This is a genomic window from Vreelandella titanicae (genome assembly GCF_014697095.1).
Taxonomy (GTDB): domain Bacteria; phylum Pseudomonadota; class Gammaproteobacteria; order Pseudomonadales; family Halomonadaceae; genus Vreelandella; species Vreelandella titanicae.
This window is the reverse complement of record NZ_CP059082.1, coordinates 4,888,172-4,911,539: the sequence shown is the minus strand read 5'-3', so window position 1 is coordinate 4,911,539 and position 23,368 is coordinate 4,888,172. Positions and strand designations below refer to the sequence as shown.

The 23,368-nt window shown below is 55.0% G+C and carries 26 protein-coding genes and 1 pseudogene; 18 read left to right on the top strand and 9 right to left on the bottom strand.

Annotated elements, in window-relative coordinates:
- Positions 1–3 precede the first annotated feature (3 nt).
- The gene (locus tag HZS52_RS22695; protein WP_190373755.1) at positions 4–939 is read left to right on the top strand and encodes a LysR family transcriptional regulator; all 936 of its coding nucleotides are present in this window, start codon (positions 4–6) and stop codon (positions 937–939) included.
- Here the strand turns inward: HZS52_RS22695 and HZS52_RS22690 are convergent.
- Positions 906–1,925, bottom strand: a complete 1,020-nt coding sequence (locus HZS52_RS22690) for an NADP-dependent oxidoreductase (protein ID WP_190373754.1) — start codon at positions 1,923–1,925, stop codon at positions 906–908. The genes HZS52_RS22695 and HZS52_RS22690 overlap by 34 nt on opposite strands.
- Before the next feature lie 107 nt (positions 1,926–2,032).
- Between HZS52_RS22690 and HZS52_RS22685 the strand changes: the two genes are divergently transcribed.
- The gene (locus HZS52_RS22685) at positions 2,033–2,917 is read left to right on the top strand and encodes a LysR family transcriptional regulator (RefSeq protein WP_223827998.1); all 885 of its coding nucleotides are present in this window, start codon (positions 2,033–2,035) and stop codon (positions 2,915–2,917) included.
- A 356-nt stretch (positions 2,918–3,273) separates the two neighbouring features.
- On the opposite strand, the gene HZS52_RS22680 is transcribed toward HZS52_RS22685, so the two are convergent.
- Complete coding sequence (locus HZS52_RS22680; RefSeq protein ID WP_190373752.1) at positions 3,274–3,579, bottom strand: hypothetical protein; 306 nt, start codon at positions 3,577–3,579, stop codon at positions 3,274–3,276.
- A 375-nt stretch (positions 3,580–3,954) separates the two neighbouring features.
- On the opposite strand from HZS52_RS22680, the gene HZS52_RS22675 reads away from it, so the two are divergent.
- From HZS52_RS22675 to HZS52_RS22660, 4 genes and pseudogenes are all read left to right on the top strand, one after another.
- Positions 3,955–5,592: an alkaline phosphatase D family protein gene (locus HZS52_RS22675; RefSeq protein ID WP_190373751.1), complete on the top strand. Its 1,638-nt coding sequence runs from the start codon at positions 3,955–3,957 to the stop codon at positions 5,590–5,592.
- A 796-nt stretch (positions 5,593–6,388) separates the two neighbouring features.
- Positions 6,389–6,645: pseudogene (locus HZS52_RS22670) on the top strand (type II toxin-antitoxin system Phd/YefM family antitoxin).
- A gap of 26 nt (positions 6,646–6,671) precedes the next feature.
- Positions 6,672–6,923 carry a type II toxin-antitoxin system RelE/ParE family toxin gene (locus tag HZS52_RS22665; protein WP_223828151.1) on the top strand — a complete coding sequence of 84 codons (252 nt, stop codon included), beginning with the start codon at positions 6,672–6,674 and terminating at the stop codon, positions 6,921–6,923.
- 82 nt (positions 6,924–7,005) lie between these two features.
- Complete coding sequence (locus tag HZS52_RS22660; protein ID WP_190373750.1) at positions 7,006–7,539, top strand: AAA family ATPase; 534 nt, start codon at positions 7,006–7,008, stop codon at positions 7,537–7,539.
- 36 nt (positions 7,540–7,575) lie between these two features.
- Here the strand turns inward: HZS52_RS22660 and HZS52_RS22655 are convergent, their stop codons facing one another.
- The gene (locus HZS52_RS22655; protein ID WP_155705713.1) at positions 7,576–7,752 is read right to left on the bottom strand and encodes a hypothetical protein; all 177 of its coding nucleotides are present in this window, start codon (positions 7,750–7,752) and stop codon (positions 7,576–7,578) included.
- Here HZS52_RS22655 and HZS52_RS22650 point away from each other — a divergent pair.
- The 4 genes from HZS52_RS22650 to HZS52_RS22635 all read left to right on the top strand — a co-directional run bounded on the left by HZS52_RS22650 (position 7,751) and on the right by HZS52_RS22635 (position 10,593).
- Positions 7,751–8,482: an AraC family transcriptional regulator gene (locus HZS52_RS22650; protein ID WP_190373749.1), complete on the top strand. Its 732-nt coding sequence runs from the start codon at positions 7,751–7,753 to the stop codon at positions 8,480–8,482. The two genes, HZS52_RS22655 and HZS52_RS22650, sit on opposite strands and share 2 nt — an antisense overlap.
- 88 nt (positions 8,483–8,570) lie before the next feature.
- A complete protein-coding gene (gene yddG, locus HZS52_RS22645) occupies positions 8,571–9,455 on the top strand; it encodes an aromatic amino acid exporter YddG (RefSeq protein WP_223827997.1) in 885 nt (294 codons plus the stop codon).
- Between the two features lie 108 nt (positions 9,456–9,563).
- Positions 9,564–10,034 (top strand): GNAT family N-acetyltransferase, encoded by a 471-nt coding sequence (locus tag HZS52_RS22640; protein WP_190373747.1) that lies wholly within the window; start codon positions 9,564–9,566, stop codon positions 10,032–10,034.
- Positions 10,035–10,110: 76 nt separating this feature from the next.
- Positions 10,111–10,593, top strand: coding sequence for a GNAT family N-acetyltransferase (locus HZS52_RS22635; RefSeq protein WP_190373746.1), 483 nt, complete (start codon positions 10,111–10,113; stop codon positions 10,591–10,593).
- Between the two features lie 68 nt (positions 10,594–10,661).
- On the opposite strand, the gene HZS52_RS22630 is transcribed toward HZS52_RS22635, so the two are convergent.
- Both HZS52_RS22630 and HZS52_RS22625 read right to left on the bottom strand, forming a co-directional pair.
- A complete protein-coding gene (locus HZS52_RS22630; protein WP_190373745.1) occupies positions 10,662–10,886 on the bottom strand; it encodes a hypothetical protein in 225 nt (74 codons plus the stop codon).
- A 165-nt stretch (positions 10,887–11,051) separates the two neighbouring features.
- Positions 11,052–11,933, bottom strand: a complete 882-nt coding sequence (locus tag HZS52_RS22625) for a helix-turn-helix domain-containing protein (RefSeq protein ID WP_022520598.1) — start codon at positions 11,931–11,933, stop codon at positions 11,052–11,054.
- 168 nt (positions 11,934–12,101) lie between these two features.
- Here HZS52_RS22625 and HZS52_RS22620 point away from each other — a divergent pair, with 168 nt between their 5' ends.
- Positions 12,102–12,998: a DMT family transporter gene (locus HZS52_RS22620; RefSeq protein ID WP_009287227.1), complete on the top strand. Its 897-nt coding sequence runs from the start codon at positions 12,102–12,104 to the stop codon at positions 12,996–12,998.
- A 107-nt stretch (positions 12,999–13,105) separates the two neighbouring features.
- Here the strand turns inward: HZS52_RS22620 and HZS52_RS22615 are convergent, their stop codons facing one another.
- From HZS52_RS22615 to HZS52_RS22600, 4 genes are all read right to left on the bottom strand, one after another.
- Complete coding sequence (locus HZS52_RS22615) at positions 13,106–13,324, bottom strand: hypothetical protein (RefSeq protein ID WP_190373744.1); 219 nt, start codon at positions 13,322–13,324, stop codon at positions 13,106–13,108.
- Positions 13,321–13,734 carry a hypothetical protein gene (locus HZS52_RS22610; RefSeq protein WP_190373743.1) on the bottom strand — a complete coding sequence of 138 codons (414 nt, stop codon included), beginning with the start codon at positions 13,732–13,734 and terminating at the stop codon, positions 13,321–13,323. The genes HZS52_RS22615 and HZS52_RS22610 overlap by 4 nt, the downstream gene beginning before the upstream one ends.
- A gap of 37 nt (positions 13,735–13,771) precedes the next feature.
- A complete protein-coding gene (locus HZS52_RS22605) occupies positions 13,772–14,593 on the bottom strand; it encodes an aldo/keto reductase (protein ID WP_190373742.1) in 822 nt (273 codons plus the stop codon).
- A gap of 381 nt (positions 14,594–14,974) precedes the next feature.
- Positions 14,975–16,222 carry an AGE family epimerase/isomerase gene (locus HZS52_RS22600; RefSeq protein ID WP_190373741.1) on the bottom strand — a complete coding sequence of 416 codons (1,248 nt, stop codon included), beginning with the start codon at positions 16,220–16,222 and terminating at the stop codon, positions 14,975–14,977.
- Positions 16,223–16,644: 422 nt separating this feature from the next.
- Between HZS52_RS22600 and HZS52_RS22595 the strand changes: the two genes are divergently transcribed.
- The 7 genes from HZS52_RS22595 (at position 16,645) to HZS52_RS22565 (ending at position 23,354) form a co-directional block, all read left to right on the top strand.
- On the top strand, positions 16,645–16,932 hold the full coding sequence (locus HZS52_RS22595) for a hypothetical protein (protein ID WP_027959842.1): 288 nt from the start codon (positions 16,645–16,647) through the stop codon (positions 16,930–16,932).
- 171 nt (positions 16,933–17,103) lie between these two features.
- Positions 17,104–18,099 carry a 3-oxoacyl-[acyl-carrier-protein] synthase III C-terminal domain-containing protein gene (locus HZS52_RS22590; protein WP_190373740.1) on the top strand — a complete coding sequence of 332 codons (996 nt, stop codon included), beginning with the start codon at positions 17,104–17,106 and terminating at the stop codon, positions 18,097–18,099.
- Positions 18,096–19,106, top strand: a complete 1,011-nt coding sequence (locus HZS52_RS22585; protein ID WP_159176316.1) for an NAD-dependent epimerase/dehydratase family protein — start codon at positions 18,096–18,098, stop codon at positions 19,104–19,106. The genes HZS52_RS22590 and HZS52_RS22585 overlap by 4 nt, the downstream gene beginning before the upstream one ends.
- Positions 19,103–19,951 (top strand): MBL fold metallo-hydrolase, encoded by an 849-nt coding sequence (locus HZS52_RS22580; RefSeq protein WP_190373739.1) that lies wholly within the window; start codon positions 19,103–19,105, stop codon positions 19,949–19,951. The genes HZS52_RS22585 and HZS52_RS22580 overlap by 4 nt, the downstream gene beginning before the upstream one ends.
- Positions 19,878–21,188 carry a cell division protein FtsA gene (locus tag HZS52_RS22575; protein ID WP_159176318.1) on the top strand — a complete coding sequence of 437 codons (1,311 nt, stop codon included), beginning with the start codon at positions 19,878–19,880 and terminating at the stop codon, positions 21,186–21,188. Before HZS52_RS22580 ends, HZS52_RS22575 begins: the two co-directional genes overlap by 74 nt.
- The gene (locus tag HZS52_RS22570; RefSeq protein WP_159176319.1) at positions 21,181–22,341 is read left to right on the top strand and encodes an ATP-grasp domain-containing protein; all 1,161 of its coding nucleotides are present in this window, start codon (positions 21,181–21,183) and stop codon (positions 22,339–22,341) included. The genes HZS52_RS22575 and HZS52_RS22570 overlap by 8 nt, the downstream gene beginning before the upstream one ends.
- Positions 22,341–23,354, top strand: coding sequence for an aromatic ring-hydroxylating oxygenase subunit alpha (locus HZS52_RS22565; protein ID WP_190373738.1), 1,014 nt, complete (start codon positions 22,341–22,343; stop codon positions 23,352–23,354). Before HZS52_RS22570 ends, HZS52_RS22565 begins: the two co-directional genes overlap by 1 nt.
- The last annotated feature ends 14 nt before the right edge of the window (positions 23,355–23,368 follow it).

Here is a 23,368-nt window from a genome sequence, read left to right as displayed (position 1 = left end):
GCCATGACACAGAAAACAAGAAGTCACCTGGCGTGGAACGACTTTGAGGTCGTCCTGGCAATCGCAACTGCAGGTTCGCTATCGGGTGCCTCACGCGCCTTGGGCGTCAGTCACGCTACGGTTTTCCGACGGCTGGGTGATATCGAACAGCGCCTTGGTGTTTCTCTTTTTGAAAGAAGCCGAACCGGTTACCGGCCAACGCTTGCTGGAGAAGAGCTCGCTGAAACCGCCAGAATCATGGATGAAGCAGCCTTGGCTGCCGAACGTAAAGTCGCTGGGCGCGACTTGGAGCCGAGAGGGGAAATCTGGCTCACCACAACGGACTCTTTGTTGATGGGGCTGCTCTCTCCTCTGTTCACGCAGTTTCAGCATAAATATCCAGGCATCGTGCTGGACGTCGCCGTATCCAACCAGCTATTCAATCTGACACGCAGAGAAGCTGACGTCGCCATCCGCCCGTCCAATGCTCCTCCTGAAAATCTGATTGGGCGACCGCTGACGGCCATAGGGCAGGCGGTCTACGGACATCGAAGCCTCAATCTGTCACCAGGAGCTTCCATCGAGGTTCTTGCTAGCCAGCCCTGGATTGGTGCGGGTCCGCGATTGCAGGACTCAGCATTGGATCCGTGGATGGACAACAACGCGCTGAAAGCGGCCTGTGTCTACCGTGTCGATACTCTGGTCAATATACTCAGCGCTGTTAGCTCCGGTATGGGGCTGGGTGTTCTGCCCTGTTATTTGGCGGACGAAGATCCAGACATTATCCAGCTCACTGATCCCATCCCCGAGCTGGAATACGGCTTGTGGTTTCTGATGCATCCGGATCTACGAGGCGTAGTGAGGATTCATGCCTTGATGGATTTTCTGACAGAAGTGGTTCGCGCTCAGAAACAACGCTTGGCCGGTTACTGTTTAACGACAAGCACGACCTTACCTTGAACGCCGCCTTGCATAGCTCTCTGATGCGCAGCCGATGCTTCTGCCAACGAATAGGTACTGTCGATCACGATCCGAATGGTACGGTCGTCGAGCAAGCGACTGGCCTGTGCCAGCAGCATTCCGTTTGAGTGCACCTGTAGTGAGGAAACCGTAATCCCTAGCTTGTCGGCTTCATTCCTGGCAGAAAAGCCCAAGGGGTTGACCAGAAAGAGCGAGCCGCTTGGTTTAATAATGCTGAGGAAGCGTTCCATGTTCGGGCCACCCACAGCGTCAAGCACCAGATCCATATCATGAGCGACCGTTTCGGCGGCTGCCTTGGTGTAATCAATGAAGTCGTCAGCACCCAGCTCGCGAAGAAGCTCTTCATGCTTACCTGAAGCAACCGCGATTACACGCGCCCCTTTCCATTTGGCGACTTGAACCGCTAGATGCCCCACGCCACCGCCAGCTCCATTGATCAAGACGGTCTTGCCTTCGAGCGGTACAGGCACATGCCGAAATGCCTGGAATGGATTGGGTAGGTCATTACCAGGATCAACCAGAAACTGCCAGACAGTAAGCAGTGACATTGGGGCACCTGTTGCCTCGACATGAGAAATGCCCTTTGGCTTCAACGCTAGGTGGCTTTCAGGAACGCTGACATATTCGGCATAGGTGCTGCTGCCCGTCATCAGGTCTTCGGGAAAACGCACCATTGCAAAGACGTGGTCACCTACGCTGACTTTGGAAACCTCGTCGCCAATGGCAGCAACGACCCCTGACACATCAGTGCCCAATATCAACGGGAAATGTGGGCTAGGCTGCCATTCTGGAGGTAGCGCCCGATAGCCGTCGCGCAGGTAAAGGTCTGGTGGGTTAAGGCTTGCCGCATTAACCTGAATAAGCACTTCACCGGTTTGTACTTCGGGTCGGGGCGTATCTTCGTAAAGCAAGACCTCTGGGCCACCGAAACTATGCAGCTGCACTGCTTTCATCATGTCGTTCATCACAACCTCACTCAAGAATAGTCACATGGCAAATAGTAAGGAAGTTCCTTGTCATTGATAATGGTGCGTAGATTCGTTTTAATAATTCCATGAAGGAACAAATCGGATTGGAACGCCTCACAGGGCTTATCGCATTTGCACGCGCCGGCTCCTTAGGCAGCTACACCGCTGCGGCGCGCTCGCTGTCTGTTTCGCCCTCTGCGATAAGCAAAAGCATCCAGCGGTTGGAGCGTCACTTCGGCGTCTCTCTTTTCACTCGTACGACACGCTCGCTGTCTTTCACGGCCGAGGGCCGCGACTTGCATGGGCGTGTGCTAGAGCTGCTGCGCCAAGCAGAAGAGATAGAGCAGGTAGTGAAGTCCGCTCGTTCCGAGCCCGCAGGCACATTACGAATTGCGACATCACTTCCACTGGGTCTGCATCTGATTGCTCCTGCTATTACGGATTTTCGAAGACACTACCCGAAGGTAACGATCGACCTGCGGCTGAGCGACCACATCGTCGGTATGGTTGAAGAGAGCATTGATCTTGCAGTGCGGATCGGTGACCTTGCGGATTCGTCACTGTTGTCCAGGCGACTCTCGCCTTACAGGCTCTCTTGCTACGCTTCGCCAGACTATCTGGCTAGGTATGGTGCTCCCGAGCATCCAGATGAACTGGTGGGGCACGAAACGATCAATTTGCGCTACCAAAGTACGGGGCAAATGTTTCGCTGGCCGTTCCGGATCGGCGAGAAGGAGATCGAAATAGTGCCATCTTCCCCTGTTATCGTTGATTCAAGCGAAGCCGTCATAGCTGCTATGGCCACGGGTGCAGGTATCGGGATGGTTGCAAGTTTCATGGCTGCCCAGCGGGTTAGGCGAGAGGAACTGGTACCAATCCTGCCCGACTTCGATGTAGAGCGGCATAATATCATTGCGCTATGGCCACAGAGTCGTAGCACCAACCCCGCTGTACGCGCCTTTATCGATATGTTGATCGAACGACTTTGAACAGCTTTGTGTCGTTTCGGTGAGCGCCATTTTGACGGCGGCTGCTGGCCGAAAGCTCACCAGGATTGTCGTTCTCCGTTCCTTTGCGTCAGCGATCCGAGCCACGCACAGCTACCCTGGGAATTTGCCGCTACAGTGCCAATAGCCCTGTGGTCTGGCGCAAAACCAAATGCCAGTTCGAGCGGATGGTTACCTGCCAGTCTCCATCCATAGGAGGGAAAAACTTTCTGACCAAGGGTGATTTATAAATACTCTGAAACAGTGGGGCCTGACCCATGCCAAGCTGTCGTTGCAATGCTTTGGCTACAGCGCAAGAAGTGGCAGCATCACTAAATATCTCGAATAAGCGCACAAACTTAGGTGCTTAAAATAACTAGGCAAAATAGAGCAAATAAACGAGACATTTTTTGAATGCCTAGGACTTGATACATACAGATCTCTGGAGTTAGCGAACAGCAGTTTTGCATCGCTTTCGGCAGCGTTTCAGCGCTTCGCAACAGGCCAACATCGTGCTCAATATAGGCGTGCCAATCCTTCTGGAAAGCAGTAGAGATCAGTAAAGCGGTAGTCCATGTTGCCTCTAATGGTAATGACCCGAAGGGCAGGCGGAAAAGATCGAGGAAATGGCGCGGAAGGGTGGTGTGAAGATGCGCCGGGGCCATCGCTTGATCCCTACGCCGGTACCCGCGCCGCAACTCAAGTAAGCAGCAGCGCATTAGCCGGATCAGGTACAGCGGGATCAGCGCTCGGCAGCATTAGTTGCTACGCCCTGAGCCAGCTCAGTCGGATTTCACCGGCACCCCGTCAAGCTGTTCGTTGGTGGACTCTAGGAGGAGGGAGAGATGCAAGGGCGATTTATAGAATATGGTGAGTAGATTATACGTATGAATTTCGCCTTTGCTTATGGGTAGGGCAATAGGTTAAGTTAAAGCTGGTTTGAATCTCAGTTGGAATTGGGGATGGTAATCGAAATGGAATTTCAATGATTGCTAATTTAAAAATAAAAATAGGGAACATTGAGATACAAGGGTGATGCTATGTCTATACTTCTTGATCCAGATAACTATGAGTCAGTAAAGCCAAAAATAAATTCAATGGCTATCGTTGGCCATACCTCTTGCGCAGAAGTGAAATTGTGGGCGCGAGCTTATAAAGCTGGAAAGTGGTGGATGCTTGTCAGTGAGGAGAAGTTAAAAGAAGATGTATACAGCTTGTCAGGTAAATCTCCTGAGGCTATAGATAAAGAACACTCGTATGTGGTGGGGCTAAAGAATAAAGTTTTTCGTGAAGATGAGGGCCTGCTCGCATGTTTTAATTTTGATGATTTGTTGCCGGATAAGAAATATTACTATTATTTGATAGGGGATGAGACTTGTGAAAGAAGGGTTGAACTTGGAGGCGATCATAAATACTGCTTTCGTACTCTTCCTGAACAGATGAGTAGTTTGAGGTTTGGATTTTATTCATGCCATGATCCCTATAGCTTTAAGCCCTCAAGCGAAGGGGCTTGGGAAAGTTTTTATGATGTATTAATTGACCGTAAGGCTCATTTTGTTGTTGGAGGTGGAGACCAAGTTTATTGTGATACTAATAAGGAGACTCACATTCAAGATGTTTGGGGATGGTTGAAAGATAATAAAAAAGCATTAATTGATAAATACTCGGATGCGAGTGATAAGCTTGATGAAAAAGGGTTAGTAGAATATTTCGTAAAGTTATATCGAACATATTATAGAGTATATTGGAATTTTGAAAATTTAAGAGCGGTCTATCGACGTTTTCCTCAATACATGATTTGGGATGATCATGAGATTATGGATGGTTGGGGCTCACTGACTCAGAACGAACGTGAAGAGAAACTGGCTCGAATGTTACGGGATGACGAGCCGGAGAAAGACTATCAGCTAGTTATGCTGATGTTTCGAGCTGCCTCCCAGGTGTACTGGGAATACCAGCATTCCCATAACCCCTCAACCAAGCTGAACCTGGAAAACCTGGATGAAACACAGTGGGACTATGGCTTCGAGCATGGAGATTTCGCTTTCTACGCGCTAGATCTGCGAGGACACCATGACTGCGAACGGGATACCTATAAGTTGCTTGGAAAGGCACAGTTTGAGCGTTTTAAAGCATGGATGACATCACGAAAAATCGCGAGCAAGAAAGCGGTATTCATCATCTCTCCCGTACCTGTTGTGCACTGGAATGAGAAGGTAGCAAATATCTTTGATGTAGGTAGCGTGAAAGACGACTTCATGGACGAGTGGGGACACGAAACGAACCATGATGAGCGAAAGAAATTTCTAGACCTGCTACTGAAAATCTCTGATAAGCATCAAATACCCATCATCATACTGAGTGGCGATGTCCACTGTGCGAGTGCATATCGAATTACGCACTCTAGTAAGTACTCAAAAGCCAATTTATTTAATGTAACCTCCAGTGCTATATCACGTTCCCCCGCGCCCTCGCTAGCTACTATAGCTATGCAGCGCTCAGCTAAGATCAGCGGTTATGATGGAGAGTTCGAACAACTCTATACTGTGGCAGGGAAAAATAATTTCGCACTTATCAATGCAGATACCTGGGATGGAGAATTAACTATCGGCGCTCACCTGTACCGCTGTGGTTCCGAAGGAGATGATCTACATCAAAAATATATTAATTTAGTATAGGGTGTGAAAGCGTAGGTTATTCTTCGCTGCGCTCCGGCGCCGATTACCATTACCATTAGATTTTTTGGAATATGTATGACAGGAATCGACTGGGTGCCTACACTTACTACCTTATTTGCAGGTTGTTCAGCCCTAGCGGCAGCAGCAGCCATTTTCTTTTCTTGGCGAACCCATAGGGAGCCAACAGTTTTTAGAGCAGGCGACTCTCACGCTATCACGTGCATACGAAGCACTGTCCTGTAACGGTCAGGAGATTCAGCCGCCGAAATCGAATCGACTTAACTGGTTAACGTCGGCTCGGCATATTGAACAGTACAGGCGGCTAAAACAGTTAATTGTGTGCGAGGAGCATAAGCTCGCTTGTGAAGATCAAGAGGAATATTGGCGGCATCGGTTCTATGAATGTTTAAAAACGCCGACCCCGCTATTGCCAAATTATTACCGAGACGAGCCGAAACCCAATAGGCAACTGGGGATTGAACCTGCTTCTGCAATCATTATTCATGATTTCGCAAATTGGCCTGACGGAAAGCAAGATCCTATTGATCTCGCAGACGTAGACTCTATTCTAAAACGGAATCAGGTTCTCAAGGGCAATATCGGACTTCGGGGCTATCTTGAAAGTTTACCGAGTTACAAGGACAGAATCTAACCATGCCAGTCACAGCTACGGTTACTGCATTGCGGCTTCGCCTCCATTCCGTAGTCGCGCATGCTGGGCGGCGTTAGCTGGGACTGCGACTTCTGAGAAGTGATACTATAGTGGCATTATTAGAGCCTGACTCAGGGTGAACCCATGAAAGTTGAGCTTGTTACAAATCTCAAGCGCCAAGCCACAAAGATTCTGGCTGACCTGCATCTGTCCAAATAGCCGATACTGATCACGGAGCATGGTAAGCCATCGGCATATCTTGTCGATGTGCAGGATTCTGAGTTTATGCAGCGTCGGCTTGAATTGCTTAAAGGGCTCTCACACGGAGAGCGTGCTGTGCTTGAGGGAAGAGCGTACAGCCAGAGTGAGGCCAGGGAAAAAAGAGTAAATGGCTGAAGTAATCTGAACGGAGCCCGCCCTTCAGGAACTGGATGCGCTTGCTGAGTACATTGCCCTGGATAATTCTGCTGCCGCAAGTTATCTGATCCAAGAAGTTTTTGATAAGACCGAGTGTTTGGAAGATTTTCCCCAATCCAGGCGGATTCCTCTAGAGCTTCTTGATTCGGTATACAGGGAGTTAGTGGTTCCACCGTGTCGTGTTTTTATCGTGAGGATGACAGCGGGCTATCATCCTCTATGTCATGCGAGAGGAGCGGCAGTTTCGTGCTCACATGCTTGAGAACAGTTAACCAGTCGCGTCACTCGGGTTCCTTTGCTTCGATACGTCAAAGTCACCTCTGCGCTTTAGCATTAGAAATAATATGAACCATCGATTCGTACTCACCGGCGGCCCCGGTGGTGGCAAAACCACGCTCCTTGATGCCATAGAGAAACGGGGCTATCGCGTCATACCGGAGTCTGCCCGAAGCATCATCAAGGAACGGTTGGCGGCGGAGCTATCACCTCGGCCAGACCCGGTCTCTTTCGCTCAGGATATTCTGAAATCCGATATTGAAAAGTACCGGCGTGTCGCTGTTGGCGAGCAGGCCACGTTCTTTGATCGTGGGGTGCTGGATGCGCTGTACATGCTTGATGCGGAGAGCGCGTTGTCACGGGCGGGCATCGCCAACTATGTTCAACTGTTCCCCTATAATCCCGTTGTTTTTCTTCTGCCGCCATGGGAAGACATTTACGGTACAGATTCAGAGCGTGATCAAACGTTCGAGGAGTCCCTCAAGGTATTCGAGGGGATGAAAAGCTGGTATTCGCAATGGGGTTACAAAACGCTGGAAGTGCCGCGTGACACTATTGATGAGCGCGTGAAGTTCGTTTTACAGCATGTAAATAGCCTGTAAATTGTCATTGTTGTTGACGGTTTTCTTCCCCACGCTTTACCAAGACTGCTGAACTACAGCATCATCACTATCGATATGCGCCGAGCCAAGAGAATCCTCTCGCTGGATGCCACCTCCATCCACCAAGCGAGCGTTGCCTAAAAACGCACAGCCTAAGGCTGGAGGAATCAGGTCAAGGAAGTGAATATGCCCACGACTGCTGAGTAAGGTCATGAAATATCCAGAGATCGGCCTGCACATACGTACCTATGATGATGAAGTGAAAAGTCACTCCCATGACCATCATCAACTGGTATTGCCACTGGTCGGCACGCTGTTCCTGTCAGTAGACTCCATGGCGGGGGAGGTGGCACAGCACCGTGCGGCCATCATCCCTTCAGGAAGCGGCCATGGGTTTGCTGCAACAGAAGATAATCGGTTTTTGGTGGCTGATTTGCCTGAGGGGCTGGCTCCTGCGCTAGATAAGCTGCCTTGTTTCGTGGAGCTTGATTCGGCATTGCGCCATTACGTCCAGTTCCTACATGCTCAGGCCATGAGCGGGGCTGGATCGAACGTTACCCAGCATCACATGCTGCTGTTACTGATACAGCTGCTGCAGGAGCGCCATGGAGGTCAATTGAAACTGGATCGCAGGGTTCACGCAGCGCAACAGTTTCTGGATGATCACTTCCACCAACCGATTTCCATGGCAGAGGTTGCTAACGTGGCCCATCTGAGTATTCGGCAGTTGAACGATCTTTTTCGCCATCAGGTTGGCGTGACGCCTCATCAATACCTCACAGAAGTGCGAATGAAAGAGGCGTGGCGGCTTCTGGAACAGCCAGGCCTCAGCGTTCAGCGGGTGGCTGATTCGGTAGGCTACTCGTCGTTATCGGCCTTCAGCGACCGCTTCAGACGTCACTTTGGCAAACCGCCTAGTCACTTCCGCCGTCTCTCGACATAATTCCGCCAGGATTCAAAAGATCCTCATTGATGCCATGGATACGCTCTCCCGCAACCGCTAACGCATGAGAATCTTGGGGGAGAGTGACATGGCAACCGTGAATGCCGCTACCTGGATCGGATCCATTTCCGTTCTGCTTTGGGGTACTTTGGCTTTGCTGACCAAGCTATCCGGCGGAGATATTCCAGAGTTCCAGCTGATGGCCATGACTTTCGGCATTGCGTTTCTGTTGATGGGTGGACGTTGGGTCTTGGCTGGCCATACGGGCGTTCGGTATATACGCCAGTCGCCGTTTGCCTGGTGTATCGGTATCGTCGGGTTATTCGGTTATCACTTTGCATACTTCAAGGCGATGACGCTAGCACCGGCGGTGGAGGTCAGCCTGTTGGCTTACCTCTGGCCGCTACTGATCGTTCTGCTGTCTGCCCTATTACCGGACGAGAGGATGCGAGCTCAGTCTATCGTTGGCGCCTTGGTGGCGCTGGTGGGTTGTTGGTTGTTGATCAGCCGAAATGCAGGCGGATTTGCTTGGGAGAACCTGCCCGGTTATCTGGTAGCGCTGGCGTGTGCATTGATTTGGTCTTCTTACTCCGTGCTCAGCAGGTTGGTGCGTTCAGTGCCAACCGATGCCGTCGGTTGGTTCTGCGGCGTGACGGCGCTGCTGGCTTTAGGGTGCCATATGCTGTGGGAAGAGACGGTGTGGCCGGATGGCTTGATGCAATGGGTAGGCGTGGTTGGGCTGGGCCTCGGGCCGGTTGGAATCGCATTTTTTACCTGGGACTATGGCGTCAAACACGGGAACATCCAGCTACTTGGCACCCTAGCCTACAGCGCGCCACTCATTTCGGTGGTGCTACTGATCCTGGCGGGATACGGCGAGGCCACGGTGGCCGTATTGAGTGCCAGCGTGCTCATCGTCATTGGTTCTTTGATCGCAGGTCGCGCGAAGCATCGGGGCGCGGGTAGGCAGTAAGGTACATAAGCTAGAGTTTTTTGGATTCGAAAAAGTCATGATGTAAGCCCCTGAAAGGGTGGGTATTAGCCGATAGCAACGGGCTCTCAAAGAAAAAAGGACTTTAGAATGAGCGTAAGAGCAGCAGAACAAAACGATATTGCCGCCATCGCCGAGGTGTACCAGGCGTGTTTCCCCCGTGAGAAAAATCACGCGCTGTGGATTGAGTCGTCGTTTAACACCTATCCACGGGGCGTTTACTACGTGGTGGAGGTGGACGGTCTGGTGCGTGGCTATATCCTTTGGTGCGTTAAGAACGGCTTTCGGGAAAAAAGCATCATCGAGCTGGAGCAAATCGGCATTCACCCGGAAGCAGCAGGTAGGGGGCTGGGTAAGCAGCTCATTGTGGAGTCGCTAGCGCCGTTCAAGGCCCACGTGCGTCGCCAGGGCTGCGATGTGGGGGCGGTGATGGTGACCACTTCGGAAGGCAACTTCGCAGAGAAGCTGTATCAATCAACGCTGGGAGTCTCCCGCGCGGCCGTGATTAGCGGCTATGGGGCTGGAGATGAGGTGATCTTATATAACGCCAGCGTAGAGTAGCGCGAGAGCGGTTGCGTGCGAATTGGTGACGCAGCAAGCGGAACACAAACATGATTACAAGATACGGAGGTAGGTAATGTCAGAAGTGGAAATCCGGCAAGCTACCATTGAAGACTCGGCTTTAATCCATAAATTTGTCATAGAACTTGCGACTTATGAAAAAGCAGAGCATGAAGTGTTAGCGACAGTCGCGGATATAGAAAACGCTTTGTTTGGCGATAATACGACGACTAAGGCCGTTATCTGTTATTTCAATAACGAACCTATTGGCTTTGCCGTTTATTTTTTCAATTTCTCAACATGGCTCGGTAAGTATGGGCTATATCTTGAAGATTTGTACGTTACTAAAAAATGTCGTGGCGTCGGGGCTGGAAAAGCACTTTTGAAGTATCTTGCTAACATTGCAATATCGAAAAAATGCGGCCGTTTCGAGTGGAACGTACTTGACTGGAATGAACCTGCGATCCAGTTCTATGAGTCAATAGGCGCAAAACCGCAAAATGAATGGATAGGCTACCGTTTGACAGGAAAAGCGCTTGAAGACTTTGCAGTTAGTTAACAAGATATAACAAGTCGCAGCAGTTCGCGTCTGGTGGCCGCCCTTTCCTTGGCTTCTTCGTCGCCACTCTATAGGGCGAAACCCTGGAACATGATAAGGGCTAGGCCCAGCGTGGTAACTGCTGTGGGGGCGGCATGAATGCCGAACACTTCCGCCAGGTGCCAGGTGCCAGGTGCCAGGTGCCAGGTGCCGCCGCTTAGCGGCGCCATCAGCGGCATTATGATCAGGCCGAAGAGGCTGATGGCTATGCCTATAGCAACTGGTGAGTTTGTTGCGCGTGGCGTGTTATCCATTCCCCATCCCGTTAACGCCATCAATACCAGCAGCATGGCCTGGGCAATGAAAGCGTCTCCAATATAGCCCCCGGCCCAGTTGAGCGCTGCATAGCGCTGAAAGAAAAACGCGACGGCGACAAAGTTCTAAAGCGGGGCGGGTAGCAGGCAGTCTTCGTAAGAATCCTAGCTACGTTGTTGCGTCCGATACTCAGTAGGACTGACACCTGTCTCTGCGCGAAAGCGGTTGCTGAAATGACTGCTGGAGCCAAAACCGCAGCGTAGTGCGATCTCAGTCATATTTAGCGATGTTTCCGCCAACAAGTATTGCGCCCGGATAAGACGACGGTGCAGCACATAGCGATGTGGTGGGTAACCAGTGGCTTGTTTGAACATGCGGGCGAAGTGGTAGTCACTTAAGCCAGTGATACCCGCCATGCATGCCAGCGTAAGGGGTTGGTTCAGGTGATGCTCAATGAACTCCACCACTCGTTTTAATTGCCACGCAGGTAGTCCACCGGTTGGGCGCAGAGTTGGCAGTCGGCGCTGGCTATAGTGGCGTAGGGTGTGTATCAATGCCGTTTGGGTGGCGGAATCCAGCGCTAATTGATCCAGAGGGTCTTGCCAGTTGCTCTGGCCAAGGGTGGTGCAAAACAGCTGAGTGAGCAGGGCATCCTGGGCGAAGTCGATTTCGTCCAGTTGCACGCTTCGGCCATCTTTATCCCATACCTGTTCGATCAACTGACTCAGGTGAGTGTCGCTGAAATAGAAATGCAGTAGTGAGATAGGCCCATGCACGTCCCAACTTGTGATCAGATTGGCGGGCATTAAACACACGCTATTGCTGGTCTCGCTGGCAATGGTTTGTGATCCCTGCCTGCGTAGGGAGTTCTCCGCGCCGTTCAGATAAACGCTCAGAGTGTGGTGGTTTGAGTGAATTTTCTCAATACGGTCTTCTTGGTTACTCCAACGGGCCAGCGCCATGCCATTTTTTAGCTGGGTGCTACTTACTAGACGCGCCTGCGTCTGTTTCATCCTGGGATAGTGGCTCAAAGTGTCGGTGAACATGGGCGGCTCCTGGGAACTGCGTTAACAGTACTCAGGCTCAGCACGAAACTCAATTCAGCGAACCATTCAACCGCAAGAATAGACAAACTGGCGCAAACGCAGGCAAGCTAGCCAGCCGGGGTGAGCCGATACTATGGCTGACACTAACCACTCTGGGAATGGCAAGCCATGAATAGCCTTCTGTATATCTCAACAGTTCTTATCTGGGGCTCGACCTGGCTGGCTATCGCTTGGCAAGTGGGCGAGGTGGCGGTGCCGGTCTCGGTATTCTATCGTTTTCTCATCGCCGCGCTGGTGCTGTTGGCCGGGCTTACATTGCTGCGCCGACGCCAGGCTCTGCATACCAGGGACCATCTTTTCTGCCTGTTGCAGGGGGGCTGTGTCTTTGGTTTGAATTTCTACTGCTTCTATACCGCTGCGGGTTATCTGCCCAGCGGCCTAATTGCCATCCTGTTTTCTATGTCGATACTGTTTAATGCGGCCAATGGCTACCTATTCTTTCGCACACCGGTTCCGCGGGTATTTTACCTGGCTTTGGCCCTTGGTCTGCCGGGCATGGCGCTGATTTTCTGGCAGGATCTGGTCACAGTTGAGGCTACGTGGGAACTGCTGGGCGCCATTGGTTTGACGTTGCTGGGTACCTACGGGTTTTCGCTGGGTAACATGGTGTCGGTCAGGCACCAGCGATGCGGCTTGAAAATCAACACCACCAACGCCTTTGCTATGCTGTATGGGGGGATGTTGATGGGGCTGATTGCCTGGGCTCAGGGAGCCAGTTTCAGCCTGCCAGCGGAACCGAGATATCTAGGTGCCCTGGTTTATTTGGCGGTAATAGGATCGGTGGGAGGCTTTGGTGCCTACTTTATGCTGGTCGGCCGTATTGGTGCCGGTAAGGCGGCTTATGCGACGGTATTGTTTCCTTTGGTTGCGCTGGCGCTGTCAACGGTGTTCGAGGGTTACCAGTGGCATGCGGATGCACTTATAGGGTTAGCAATGATTGTGAGTGGCAACCTGCTGATGTTTAATGCCCATCGTTTGGTTTGGCGGTGGCGGCAGCCTGTTTAGTAACTAATAAAGAGGGCACTGCATTTCAGTTGCGGTGATTGGAGGCGCCGAGCCATACATGGGCGAAGAGTCGATCAGTCCGCCGTCATGCTCGAAGAATGCCTTAACTACTTCGGTACGCACATTGAGCAGCTTCGGATCACTGCCAACGTTGAATGTTCGCCAAGTGCCCATGCCGATAACGGCAGCGTTTTGTCCGTGCCCGCAAAGGTCTTCTGTTGCATCCCGCCCGTGTTGGCAAGAAGTGATACGGTTGGGAGCGTCATGGCGGTGAGCGTGGCGCCGATGAGCGTAAGGCTTTGTCTGCGCGTGATGCGATGCTTCATAGCGGTCGCTCCTTCAGGTTTTTTTGAATCGGCACCGTGGCAGCCAACACCAGCACAAAGCATGTCAGCACAAATACCTTATTCACAAACCAGTTGGTACGCCAGATCGACCACTCAGGGTCGGCGAGAAAACGGACGAACAGGGTACAGATGATGAGGATTTCAATGACGGACATGCCCACCGCCAATGCACGCGTATAGCTAGGCCGTTCGAGCAGCGCCCAACCTAGCCAAACGTGCGCCAGTGGCCATAGATCCCAATAGATATGCCTTGCCCAGGGCTCGCCGTATGCCAGCCCGTACCCAATGGGAAACAGGTATTTAATGAACAGCGTCCACGCCGCCAGAATAAACAGCAGGTGGGCGAGAAAGCGAATCCAGGCGTTTGGTTGTGGGGCGGGCAGTGACATGACATCACTCCAGTGCTGGGCCGTTAATGACTCTTCCTCACACCATCTGCAATGACTGCTTGCGCGCTGGCGGAGGAAAGGCGGCATCGATCTGTGCCAGATCATCGTCGTCGAGTCTGACTTTATCGGCATCAAAGTTCTGTTTGAGGTGTTCCAGATTTACGGCTTTAGGAATAGCGATCACGCCTGGGTGGCGCAGTGCCCAGGCGAGGGCGACTTGCGCGGTGGTGGCGCTGTGTTTGCCGGCGATGCGTTGCAGGGCGGCATCATGCAGTAGCGCGCCGCCTTGCCCGATGGGGCAGTAGGCCATGAGCGGCATATTTTGCTGTGCTTGCCAGGGCAGCAGGTCGTATTCAATGCCCCGTGCTTCGGGGTTGTAGAGCACCTGATTGGTGGCGCAAGCTGGCTCGCTGAGCTCTGCTAAGTCGTCAATGTCGAAGTTCGATACACCCCAGCGCAAGATCTTGCCCTGTTCGCGCAGCCGTTCGAAGGCTTCCACTGTTTCGCTCAGCGGGTACTGGCCGCGCCAGTGCAGCAGGTATAGATCGATAGTGTCGGTGCCCAATCGGCGCAGGCTGCGCTCGCAGGCAGCCTGAACGCCCTTGGTGCTGGCGTTGTGCGGGTAGACCTTGCTGACCAGATACACTTCATCGCGCCGGCCACGGATCGCTTGGCCAACGACTTCTTCAGCACCGCCCTCGGCATACATCTCTGCGGTATCGATCAGCATCATGCCCAGATCCAGACCTTCACGCAGCGCCCTGACCTCAGCCTGCCGTTGTCCGGCATTCTCGCCCATATGCCAGGTGCCCTGGCCTATACGGGGTACGCTTTCTCCGCCTAGTTTGATTGTCTGCATGTTCTCCTCCTGGTTGTTGGGTAAATGGATGAGAGGTGGGTTCTCGTCCTCTATATCATGCGAGAAGAGCGGAAGCATCGGGCGTACATGCTTAGGAGCAGCTAGCCAGGCGCGTCACTCGAATGCCTCCGCTTCGATACGTCAAAGTCATCGCTGCGCTTCAGGCCGGCCGTATAGCCGGGCCTAGGGGGAGCTTTGAATCTATTCCGGATCACTATGAGTTAATGCAGCTTGGACTCATTAAATTATTCAAGGAAAGAGTTCCAGAGTATGTACGATTAGCGACAGTCGAAAAATAACTAGGTTAGCCACAGTGACCACTACCCTGGCAGCTAACCTCAGGTGGTCATAATACGATCAGTTCGGGTAAAGGTTGAGCTACTACAGCCTCTCGACAGCCAACGCCAAGTTGAGTGCCAAGGGTAGCCGCGGTATCAGTGTGGCCTGGTAAGCGTGGTAGAGATCGGGCTTGATGTCACCTTCGGCAGTGTCGATCTGCAGCTTACCGTCGAGCTCCTGATACCAGCCGCCCCGCGCGCGATCAATAAAGGTGGTGTCGATGAAATCCCAAAGCCGCCGATACCAGCGCTCGTAGTGGGTCTGATCGGTGCGTTGTAGAAACGCGGCAGCGGCGGCCAGTGCTTCGGCGTGAGTCCAGTGGCGACGCCGCAGGGAGTTTGGGCGACCCTCCCAATCCACGGTATACACTAGCCCTGGGGTGCCGTCGGTGGCCCAGCCATCACGCAGGCTGGCGTCAAATAGCGCCGCAGCGTCAGCGAATAGCCAAGAAGGAGCTGCGCGGCCGCGAGATTCAAGCGCCGCCTCCAGTTGCAGCATCAGCCGCGACCACTCGAAACCGTGACCCGGCGTGGCGCCATAGGGATAGAACCCGTCGTCGGGGCAGTCGGCGTTGTGCTCCGGCCATTCTGACCAGTCGCCATGAAAATGCTCGAGGATGCGGTAATCCTGGGGAGCCGCGTGGTGGTGAATCAGCCGTTCAACGATGGCTAGCGCCCGGTCAAGCCATAGCGGTTCGTCGCGCACATCGGCTAGGGCCAAGCACAGCTCTACGCCGTGCATGTTGCTGTTACCGCCGCGGTAGTCGCTCAGTTCGCTCCAGTCCTGACTGAAACTCTCGACGAAAGCTTGCTCATCCATCGACCAGAAGCGGGTGTCGATCACCCCAATGGCCTCTTCGAGCAGAGCAGCCGCGCCGGGAATGTCGGCGTGGGTCGCAGTGGCGGCACCGAGGGCGACGAAGTGATGGGTATAGCACTGCTTAGTGCGGTCGTCGCTGGTGGCGGGATCGGCCCCGAACCAGCCTCCGTGATGCTCGTCGCGCAGCTTGCCAGACAAAGCGCGAATGGCGTGCTCGGCCAGTGCTGCAGCACCTGGTAGGCCTTGTAGTGCCGCCAGGGCACAGCTGTGCGCCATGCGTGCGGTGAGCATGGTGTCGGCGCTGGCGCCGTCGGGAATGCGCCCGTCACCATCGAGTACTGCGAAACCACCAGAGGCCAGACGCGCCTGACGATGGAATTCGAACAATGCGACCCCTTCGCGGGTCAGCCAGTGGTGATGGGTGGCACTATTGAGCCAGCGCCGGGGTTTTTGATCGGTGTCGTGGTTCATCGCAGCCATGCCTTATGTGATCGAGTGGGATCTTACCTCAGCCATTGACGATGGTGCCGCCGGTCTGACAGCTGGAAGGCTATAAGCGGTGCTTTGCTCAAGGGGCGTAGGTTATGTTTAATTGAGACACCGAGCCCTTTGTGGCTGCATACACAATCCATGCGCCAGATGCCAAAGCTACGTTATATGTTATAACCATGAATCCGACTTATAGAAAATGCAATCATAAAGACATACAACCTATCGCACCGTCAGGTGGCGCACTTCTCAGCCTGGTTCGCTTTTTTCATCGTCGCGCTTCGTTAGTTTTAGCGCAAAGTCTTTGCGCCAAAACAGTCGGTCAAGTATCGAATACCATAGCTTCTACATTTCCGCGTTTTTGCCACCCGTGAGAAGCGGCATTAAATACATATTGGAGTGCTATGTTTAGGCTCGAAGTCGCGGCATTAGTTACTGGTTTAGCAAGTATTGCCGTTGCTTTGCTCATCCCTTTTGCCTGGAGTTTGTTTCCCGAAATAATGCGCGCCTACTTTCTCGGTGGCGAGCCAGGGGCGATAGTCGTTGGAGTAGGTGTTTTAGTTGGGATAGTAGGAAGTATGCTGTTTGTTATAAACCTGTTTCGCAGGCAGTTCACTCTGTGGTGGGTGAGGCTATTAGCGGTGTTGGCTCTTTCCCTGGGCCTCGCCACGGTCGGTGCAACTGGAATTTAACAAACGTAAGCAGCAGACAGCTATCCGCAAATCACGAGCTTTTTTAGCGTGTGATTGGCTCTCCTTTACGCGCTCCACTAAGTTAGCCATAAAATGAACATCGTCTAATTTCTAATTGATTGATATTAAGCTTTATTAGAGTATGAGAGCGAATCGATTAGAATTGGACATATGATTAGCAACTTTACGATTGCCGGGTGGGGCAGCTATCGCCCTCGCACCCTGTTAACTTCGCGCGCCCTGGACGAGCGTCAAGGTCAATCGCCCGGCTGGACTGAACGTCAGTTTGGCATTGCCGCGCGCCATGTCGCGAGCGAGGAGGAGACCACCTCGATGATGGCGACTGAGGCAGCCCGTGAGGCGCTGAACCGCGCAGGCTGGGGCAGTACACCGCCCGACGTCATCATTGGCGGTTGTGGCGTTATGGAGCAACCGATTCCGTCTACAGCCGCTTTAGTCCAGAACCGTCTCGGCTTTGGCCAGTCCGGCGTGCCTAGCTTTGATGTTAACCAGACCTGTTTATCCTTTATGGTGGCACTGGATATCGCCGCCATGGGCATTGCCTGCGGGCGCTGGCGGCGCGCGCTTGTCTTTGCGAGCGATATCGCGTCGGCAGGGCTTAACCCTGAGGAGCCGAAAACGCGCTCCATCTTTGGCGATGGTGCGGCGGCACTGGCGATTGAGGCGACGTCAGACCCAACCTGTGGAATGCGTTCAAGCGTTTCGGTTACCCATGGTGCTCACCACGCGCTAGCGCAGCTTCGCGCGGGCGGCACAAAGTTGCGCATCGCTGAAGGTTACCAGGCGCTGGTCGCCGGTTCCTATTTCGAGATGGACGCCTTTGGCATCTTCAAGGCCGCTGCCAAAGCGTTGCCTGGCGTCATCGAGCGTGCGCTCACTCAGGCGGAAATAAGCAAGGATGATCTCGCCTGCGTGATTTGCCACCAGGCGAGTGCGCCAGGGGTCGAGCATATCAAGCGGCTTTTCGCGCCCAACAGTGACCGCGTGGTCAATATCTTCCCGAATACCGGTAACCAGATCGCCGCCTCAATCCCGACCGTGCTCGCCCACGCACTCACGACGGGGGTCGCCAAGCCGGGTGACTATATCCTGCTGTTGGGCACTGCCGCGGGGATCAGTGCCAGTGCAATGGTGCTCAAGCTATGAGTCAACGGCGTATCCTTATCACCGGGGCGACCGGCGGGCTGGGCATGGCGCTGGTGCGCGAGGCGCTAAAACGCGGGCATGCTGTGCGAGCCACAGGGCGTTCGCAGGCGGCGGGCGAGGCGCTTACGTCACTCGGCGCGCAGTTTGTTAGGGCGGATCTTACCCAGCCAGAAATTGATTTTCGCGGGCTCTTAAAGGATGTCGATAGCGTGATTCATGCCGCCGCCTTATCGGCCAGCTGGGGCCCCCGGCGAGCATTTGAGATTCACAACATTCAACTGACCGAACGCCTGCTTGAAGCGGCCAGCCGCTCGGGCGTTGAGCGTTTCGTGTTTGTGTCTTCGCCGTCAATTTTTGCTGCGTATCGTGACCGGATAGCCATCGGCGAATATGACGGCCCCGCGCTTCAGCCACTTAACCACTACGCACGTACCAAGCTAGCGGCGGAACGCAGCGTGCTTGCGTCGCGGGAAGACGCCATGGCCTGCTGCGCCATTCGCCCGCGGGCGCTGGTGGGGCCGGGCGATCAGGTGATCCTGCCCAAGTTGGCCGAACTGGCGGGGCGCGAGCGGATGCCGCTTCCGCGTGGCGGCAGGGCGCTAATTGAGTTGACCGATCTGCGCGACGCCGCATGGGCTATCTGCGCCGCTGAGGAGCAGGCAGTCGGGCTTGCCGGAAAGGCAATCAACATATCGGGAGGTAACCCTATTGCGGTACGAGAGGTGGCTGGTAAGCTCGCCGATGCGTTAGGCAAAACACCGCAACTGGTCTCGCTGCCGGTTGGCTTGGCGCGTGCTATTGCTGTTCTCAGTGAAAACTCTGCGTTGCTGATGCGCGCCGCCCGCGAGCCGATGCTGACCCGCTACAAGCTGGCGACGCTGGCCTACTCTCAGACCTTTGATCTCGAGCCTGCTCAGCGATTACTCGGCTACCGACCCCAGCATGATGCACTGGCAACCCTGCTGGCCGAAGCGAGGCAGCTCTCCACGAAGGAAGAGCAGCCATGATCCGCGTCGGACTCCGTTGGCTTGAACGCGGTTTATGCCGACATCCAGAGATCGCCACTCTCTCAGGTGGGAGCCTGTGTGCGGTTGATTTTCCCGCCATGGTGGGGGTGATTGATCACCCGACGCGGGGTATTTTGTTGTTCGATACCGGCTATGATCCTGCTTTTATCGATGCAACCGAGACGTTTCCCGAGCGGTTCTATCGCTGGACAACGCCGGTCAAAATCGATGCACAGCAGGCGTGGAGCGCCTGGCTCGCGACCCATGGGATTGAAGACAGTGCGATTGTCGGCACCATCATCTCGCATTTTCATGGCGACCACGTCGCGGGAATGAGCCACCTTGCCCAGCGGCCGGTCTATTGCGCCCGTGCGGGCCTGTCCGAGTTGCGCCGACCGGGTCGCTTTAGCCGCGTGCGCCAGGGCCTGCTGCCTGCGCTGGTTCCTCAGGCGGCCGATGCCAATGCTCGCTTTTTCGAAGATGCTCCAGCAGTGGCGCTACCCAGCGGATTTGCGCCCTTTAACGAAGGTCGCGACATCCTGGGCGATGGTAGCCTGATCGCCGTCGAACTGCCCGGCCACTGCGTCGGCCACTGGGGGCTGGTACTGCGCACCACCGATGATCGCCAGGTTTTGCTGGCTGCCGATGCGGTGTGGCTTGGCAAGTCAATCACGCAGCGCCGACCGCCGCCGCGGCTTACCACCGCACTTCTCGGCGATACCCGGCGTTATCGCGCTACGCTAAACCTGTTGAGCGAGGCGGCGTGCTGCAATGGCGACTTGGTCATCCTACCTTCGCATTGCGCTGCCAGTGCCAAGCGCTTTGGCGGCCATGATGCAAACTGACCGGGTCTTAGCCGCGTGGATACGAACGCGGCGTGCGCTGAGCCTGTCGTCGGGGCAACTGGCTGCGCGGCGAGCCAATATGTGGCGCAAGCTGCAGCCTGTCATCGCCCGTACTCCCGCACTGGCAAGATATGCCGGTCGTGATCTGGCGGAGTTTCCGGTCACTGACATCGAGGATCTTCGTGCTGATTACGGCGCTTGGAATAGCCTAGGCATGAGCGATGAGGAACTGCGCGGGTTGGCCGCCGCCGCGGAGCAAGGCACAGCCGTTGGCGAATTGTCGGCAGGCTGGTCGACCGGAACGGGAGGCGGTGCGCGAGGGCTATTTCTCGCCAGCCCCGCAGAGCGTGCCGACTACATCGGCCAGAGCCTGGCCCGACTGCTACCGGCGCGTGCTTGGCTCAAGCGCCAACGGCTCGCCCTGCATTTGCGCGCCAGTAATGCGCTCTACAGCGATGTTGGGCGAGGGCGGTTTATGTTTGCCCATTTCCCCCTCGAAGCGTCGATTGAACAGAGCATTGAGGAATTGGCGCAATTCGAGCCGACGATCCTGATCGCACCGCCCCATCGGCTGGCCGCTTTCGCTGAAGCAGGGGCGCATTTCCCCTCGCTGCAGCATCTGTTTTGCGGCAGCGAACCCGCCGGTGAAGCTGAGTGCCACTTCTTTACCGAGCGGCTGGGGGTAAGGCCACGTCAAATATACCAAGCGACCGAAGGGTTTCTGGCCGCTGAGTGTGCGAACGGCCGGCTGCATCTCAACGACCATGCGTTGGCTATCGAGCTTGAGCCGGTTCCCGGCACGCCCGGCTATCGACCGATCATTACCGATCTTCGCCGCACCAGCCAACCAATAGTCCGTATTCGCGGTGACGATTATCTTGAGCTCGACGCTTGTCCCTGCCCGTGCGGTTTTGCGGGTCGGGTCATCCATGCGCCACAAGGCCGGGTGAACGATATCTGGCGTTTTGAGGGTCGCACCGTTACGCCACCTCTAGTGGTAGCAGCGCTTGAGGCGGTGCTGGGGGGCGACAATATCTGGCAGGCCGAAGCAGGGCCTGAGCGTGTCGTGCTTCATCTGTCGCCGCCTTGCCCAGCCTCGATTTCCACCCCAAGCGCAACGACTGCTGCTCGGGCGCTGAGCCAGGCATGGGATTTGCCGGTGCCGGTTGAGGTCGTTCATGATCTAAGCGCGTGGAGCGGCCCTAAGCGCCGTAAGGTGGTGTGGCGCGATGGCTAGACGCGTGCTTATCACCGGCGCCCGGGCGGTTGCCGCGCTGGATATTGCCCGGGATTTCGCCGCGGCCGGATGGGAGCCGCATCTGGCTGACAGCGTACCGGTGCGTATGGCGCGCTGGTCGAAAGCCCCTGCGCGGGTTCACCGCTATCCTGCGCCCCGGCAGCAGGGCGCAGCCTTCCGCGCGCGTATTGTCGAGCTAGTCGATACCTTCGGTTTCGAGCGGGTGGTGCCGACCTGCGAGGAGGTTTTCCATCTTGCGGCGCCCGCCCTTCAACGCCGATTGGGTGAGCGCCTGTTTGTGCCTAACCTTGCCACGTTGCGCCAACTGCACGACAAGTTCGCCTTTGCGCGCCACTGCGGCGAATGGGGCCTGCCTGTGCCGGAAAGCCATCCGATAGACTGCGTAGAAGACTTGGCGGGCTTCGCTAGCAGAAGTCGCGAGTGGGTGTTCAAACCGCGCTTCAGCCGATTTGGTGATAGCGCTCTGGTCGCCCCTGACCGGCGTGCGTTGGCCGCTATTACACCCAGCCCCGACAACCCCTGGATGGCACAAGCGCGTATCCAGGGTGAAGAAGTCTGTTTTCACGGCGTGGCGCATCGGGGAGAGTTGGTTGCCTTTGCTGCCTACCGTTCCAGCTGGCGCCTGGGCGGAGGGGCTGGCTATGCTTTCGAACCTGTCACTGACCACCATCGCGAAACGCTGCGCAAAATAGCTTCTCGCCTGGCGCAGTGTGCCGCCATTCATGGGCAGTTCGCCTGCGATGCAATGTTCGATGAAGCTGGCGCTGCCTACTTGCTTGAATGCAATCCGCGCGCGACCAGCGGTGTGCAATTGCTCACTGGTGCCGGTCATCTTGCCCATGCAATCGGTGACGGGATCGCCGCACCCGAGGCCGCGCCACGCACTCTTTATCTTGGCCCGGCGATGGTCGTATTTGGCCTGCCGCAGGCGGTGCGAGGTGCGCGTATGCGCGATTGGTGGCGCTGCGTTGCTACCGGGCGCGACGTGGTGTCTCGGCCTGGCGATCGCTGGCCTTTGCTTGGTGCGCTTTGCGACGCCGCCTCCTTCTCCCTGACGGGTTTCAAACACAATATCTCGACGAATGCCGCCGCCACTTACGATCTCGAGTGGAATGGTGAGGAGCTGCCTTAATGACATTTCCCAAGTCAGTCTGTGATGCCTGGCACATGGTTGCCTTATCGAAAGACCTGAAACGCGGCAAAGCGCAAAAGGTCATGTGTTGCGATACACCGATTGCACTCTTTCGCAGCGAAGAGGGGATTGGCGCCTTGGTCGATCGCTGCCCGCACCGCAATTACCCACTTTCTGAAGGGCGTGTGCACAAGGGGGCACTCGAGTGCCCTTACCACGGCTGGCGCTTCGCAAGCGATGGAACCTGTATCGAAGTGCCCGGTTGTCTGATCGATACGGCCCATGATCAAAAGCTGAAGGCCGACGCACTGCGCGTAGTCGAACGGCACGGCGGGATCTTTGTGGCGCTTTCTGACGCGGCACCGCCCGAGCCCGTGTTACCGCCTGATTTTGGCAACCCTGAACTTGATCATTTCTGGTGGCAACAAGGTACCTGGGTGGGTCGCGCCTACGATGCGGTTGAAAATGTGATGGATCCGTTCCACACCAATCATCTGCATCATGGTTTTATTCGTCGCCGGGATCGACGCTTGCCAGTGGAGCTGATTGTTACCAGCCACGGCGACGGGATCGATATGGCCATCGAGCAAACCCAGCCTGACTATGGTCTGATGTCGCGCTTTTTGGAGCGCGACCGCTCGCGCAGTGTATCGCGCTATTATCCGCCCACTACGGTTCAAGCGCGGTGGGAAGGTGAGACCAAGCTAACCCTGTGTGTCACCGCCATTTTCACGCCAGCGACGGGAAACAGTTTCACGCCTTTCGCGCGCTTTTCGACACCCAAGGGGTTGGCGCCAAGCTGGCTCAAACAAGCAGCCATACGATTGTTCCTGGCCCCAGTGGTCTCGCAGGATCGTCGTGCACTAGAGCGCCAACACGAAGTGATGACTCACTTCGGACAACCTAAATTCATCTCTGGACCTGGCGATATTCTCAAAACCCGATTGCATCGGCTCTGGGTCGGTGAGCAGTTAGAGCCCGGCACTGATCCAGCCGTGGAGGTAAGGCTTTAGCCCCCGCGTAAACC

Coding starts and splice junctions, on each gene's coding strand:
- HZS52_RS22695 (WP_190373755.1), top strand. CDS start 4: ATGACACAGAAAACAAGAAGTCACCTGGCGTGGAACGACTTTGAGGTC.
- HZS52_RS22635 (WP_190373746.1), top strand. CDS start 10,111: ATGTCAGAAGTGGAAATCCGGCAAGCTACCATTGAAGACTCGGCTTTA.
- HZS52_RS22565 (WP_190373738.1), top strand. CDS start 22,341: ATGACATTTCCCAAGTCAGTCTGTGATGCCTGGCACATGGTTGCCTTA.
- HZS52_RS22625 (WP_022520598.1), bottom strand. CDS start 11,933: ATGTTCACCGACACTTTGAGCCACTATCCCAGGATGAAACAGACGCAG.
- HZS52_RS22615 (WP_190373744.1), bottom strand. CDS start 13,324: ATGAAGCATCGCATCACGCGCAGACAAAGCCTTACGCTCATCGGCGCC.
- HZS52_RS22580 (WP_190373739.1), top strand. CDS start 19,103: ATGATCCGCGTCGGACTCCGTTGGCTTGAACGCGGTTTATGCCGACAT.
- HZS52_RS22585 (WP_159176316.1), top strand. CDS start 18,096: ATGAGTCAACGGCGTATCCTTATCACCGGGGCGACCGGCGGGCTGGGC.
- HZS52_RS22680 (WP_190373752.1), bottom strand. CDS start 3,579: ATGGCCCCGGCGCATCTTCACACCACCCTTCCGCGCCATTTCCTCGAT.
- HZS52_RS22690 (WP_190373754.1), bottom strand. CDS start 1,925: ATGAACGACATGATGAAAGCAGTGCAGCTGCATAGTTTCGGTGGCCCA.
- HZS52_RS22595 (WP_027959842.1), top strand. CDS start 16,645: ATGTTTAGGCTCGAAGTCGCGGCATTAGTTACTGGTTTAGCAAGTATT.
- HZS52_RS22655 (WP_155705713.1), bottom strand. CDS start 7,752: ATGACCTTACTCAGCAGTCGTGGGCATATTCACTTCCTTGACCTGATT.
- HZS52_RS22630 (WP_190373745.1), bottom strand. CDS start 10,886: ATGGATAACACGCCACGCGCAACAAACTCACCAGTTGCTATAGGCATA.
- HZS52_RS22620 (WP_009287227.1), top strand. CDS start 12,102: ATGAATAGCCTTCTGTATATCTCAACAGTTCTTATCTGGGGCTCGACC.
- HZS52_RS22575 (WP_159176318.1), top strand. CDS start 19,878: ATGGCGACTTGGTCATCCTACCTTCGCATTGCGCTGCCAGTGCCAAGC.
- HZS52_RS22650 (WP_190373749.1), top strand. CDS start 7,751: ATGAAATATCCAGAGATCGGCCTGCACATACGTACCTATGATGATGAA.
- HZS52_RS22660 (WP_190373750.1), top strand. CDS start 7,006: ATGAACCATCGATTCGTACTCACCGGCGGCCCCGGTGGTGGCAAAACC.
- HZS52_RS22605 (WP_190373742.1), bottom strand. CDS start 14,593: ATGCAGACAATCAAACTAGGCGGAGAAAGCGTACCCCGTATAGGCCAG.
- HZS52_RS22600 (WP_190373741.1), bottom strand. CDS start 16,222: ATGAACCACGACACCGATCAAAAACCCCGGCGCTGGCTCAATAGTGCC.
- HZS52_RS22640 (WP_190373747.1), top strand. CDS start 9,564: ATGAGCGTAAGAGCAGCAGAACAAAACGATATTGCCGCCATCGCCGAG.
- HZS52_RS22675 (WP_190373751.1), top strand. CDS start 3,955: ATGTCTATACTTCTTGATCCAGATAACTATGAGTCAGTAAAGCCAAAA.
- HZS52_RS22590 (WP_190373740.1), top strand. CDS start 17,104: ATGATTAGCAACTTTACGATTGCCGGGTGGGGCAGCTATCGCCCTCGC.
- HZS52_RS22610 (WP_190373743.1), bottom strand. CDS start 13,734: ATGTCACTGCCCGCCCCACAACCAAACGCCTGGATTCGCTTTCTCGCC.
- HZS52_RS22570 (WP_159176319.1), top strand. CDS start 21,181: ATGGCTAGACGCGTGCTTATCACCGGCGCCCGGGCGGTTGCCGCGCTG.
- yddG (WP_223827997.1), top strand. CDS start 8,571: ATGGCAACCGTGAATGCCGCTACCTGGATCGGATCCATTTCCGTTCTG.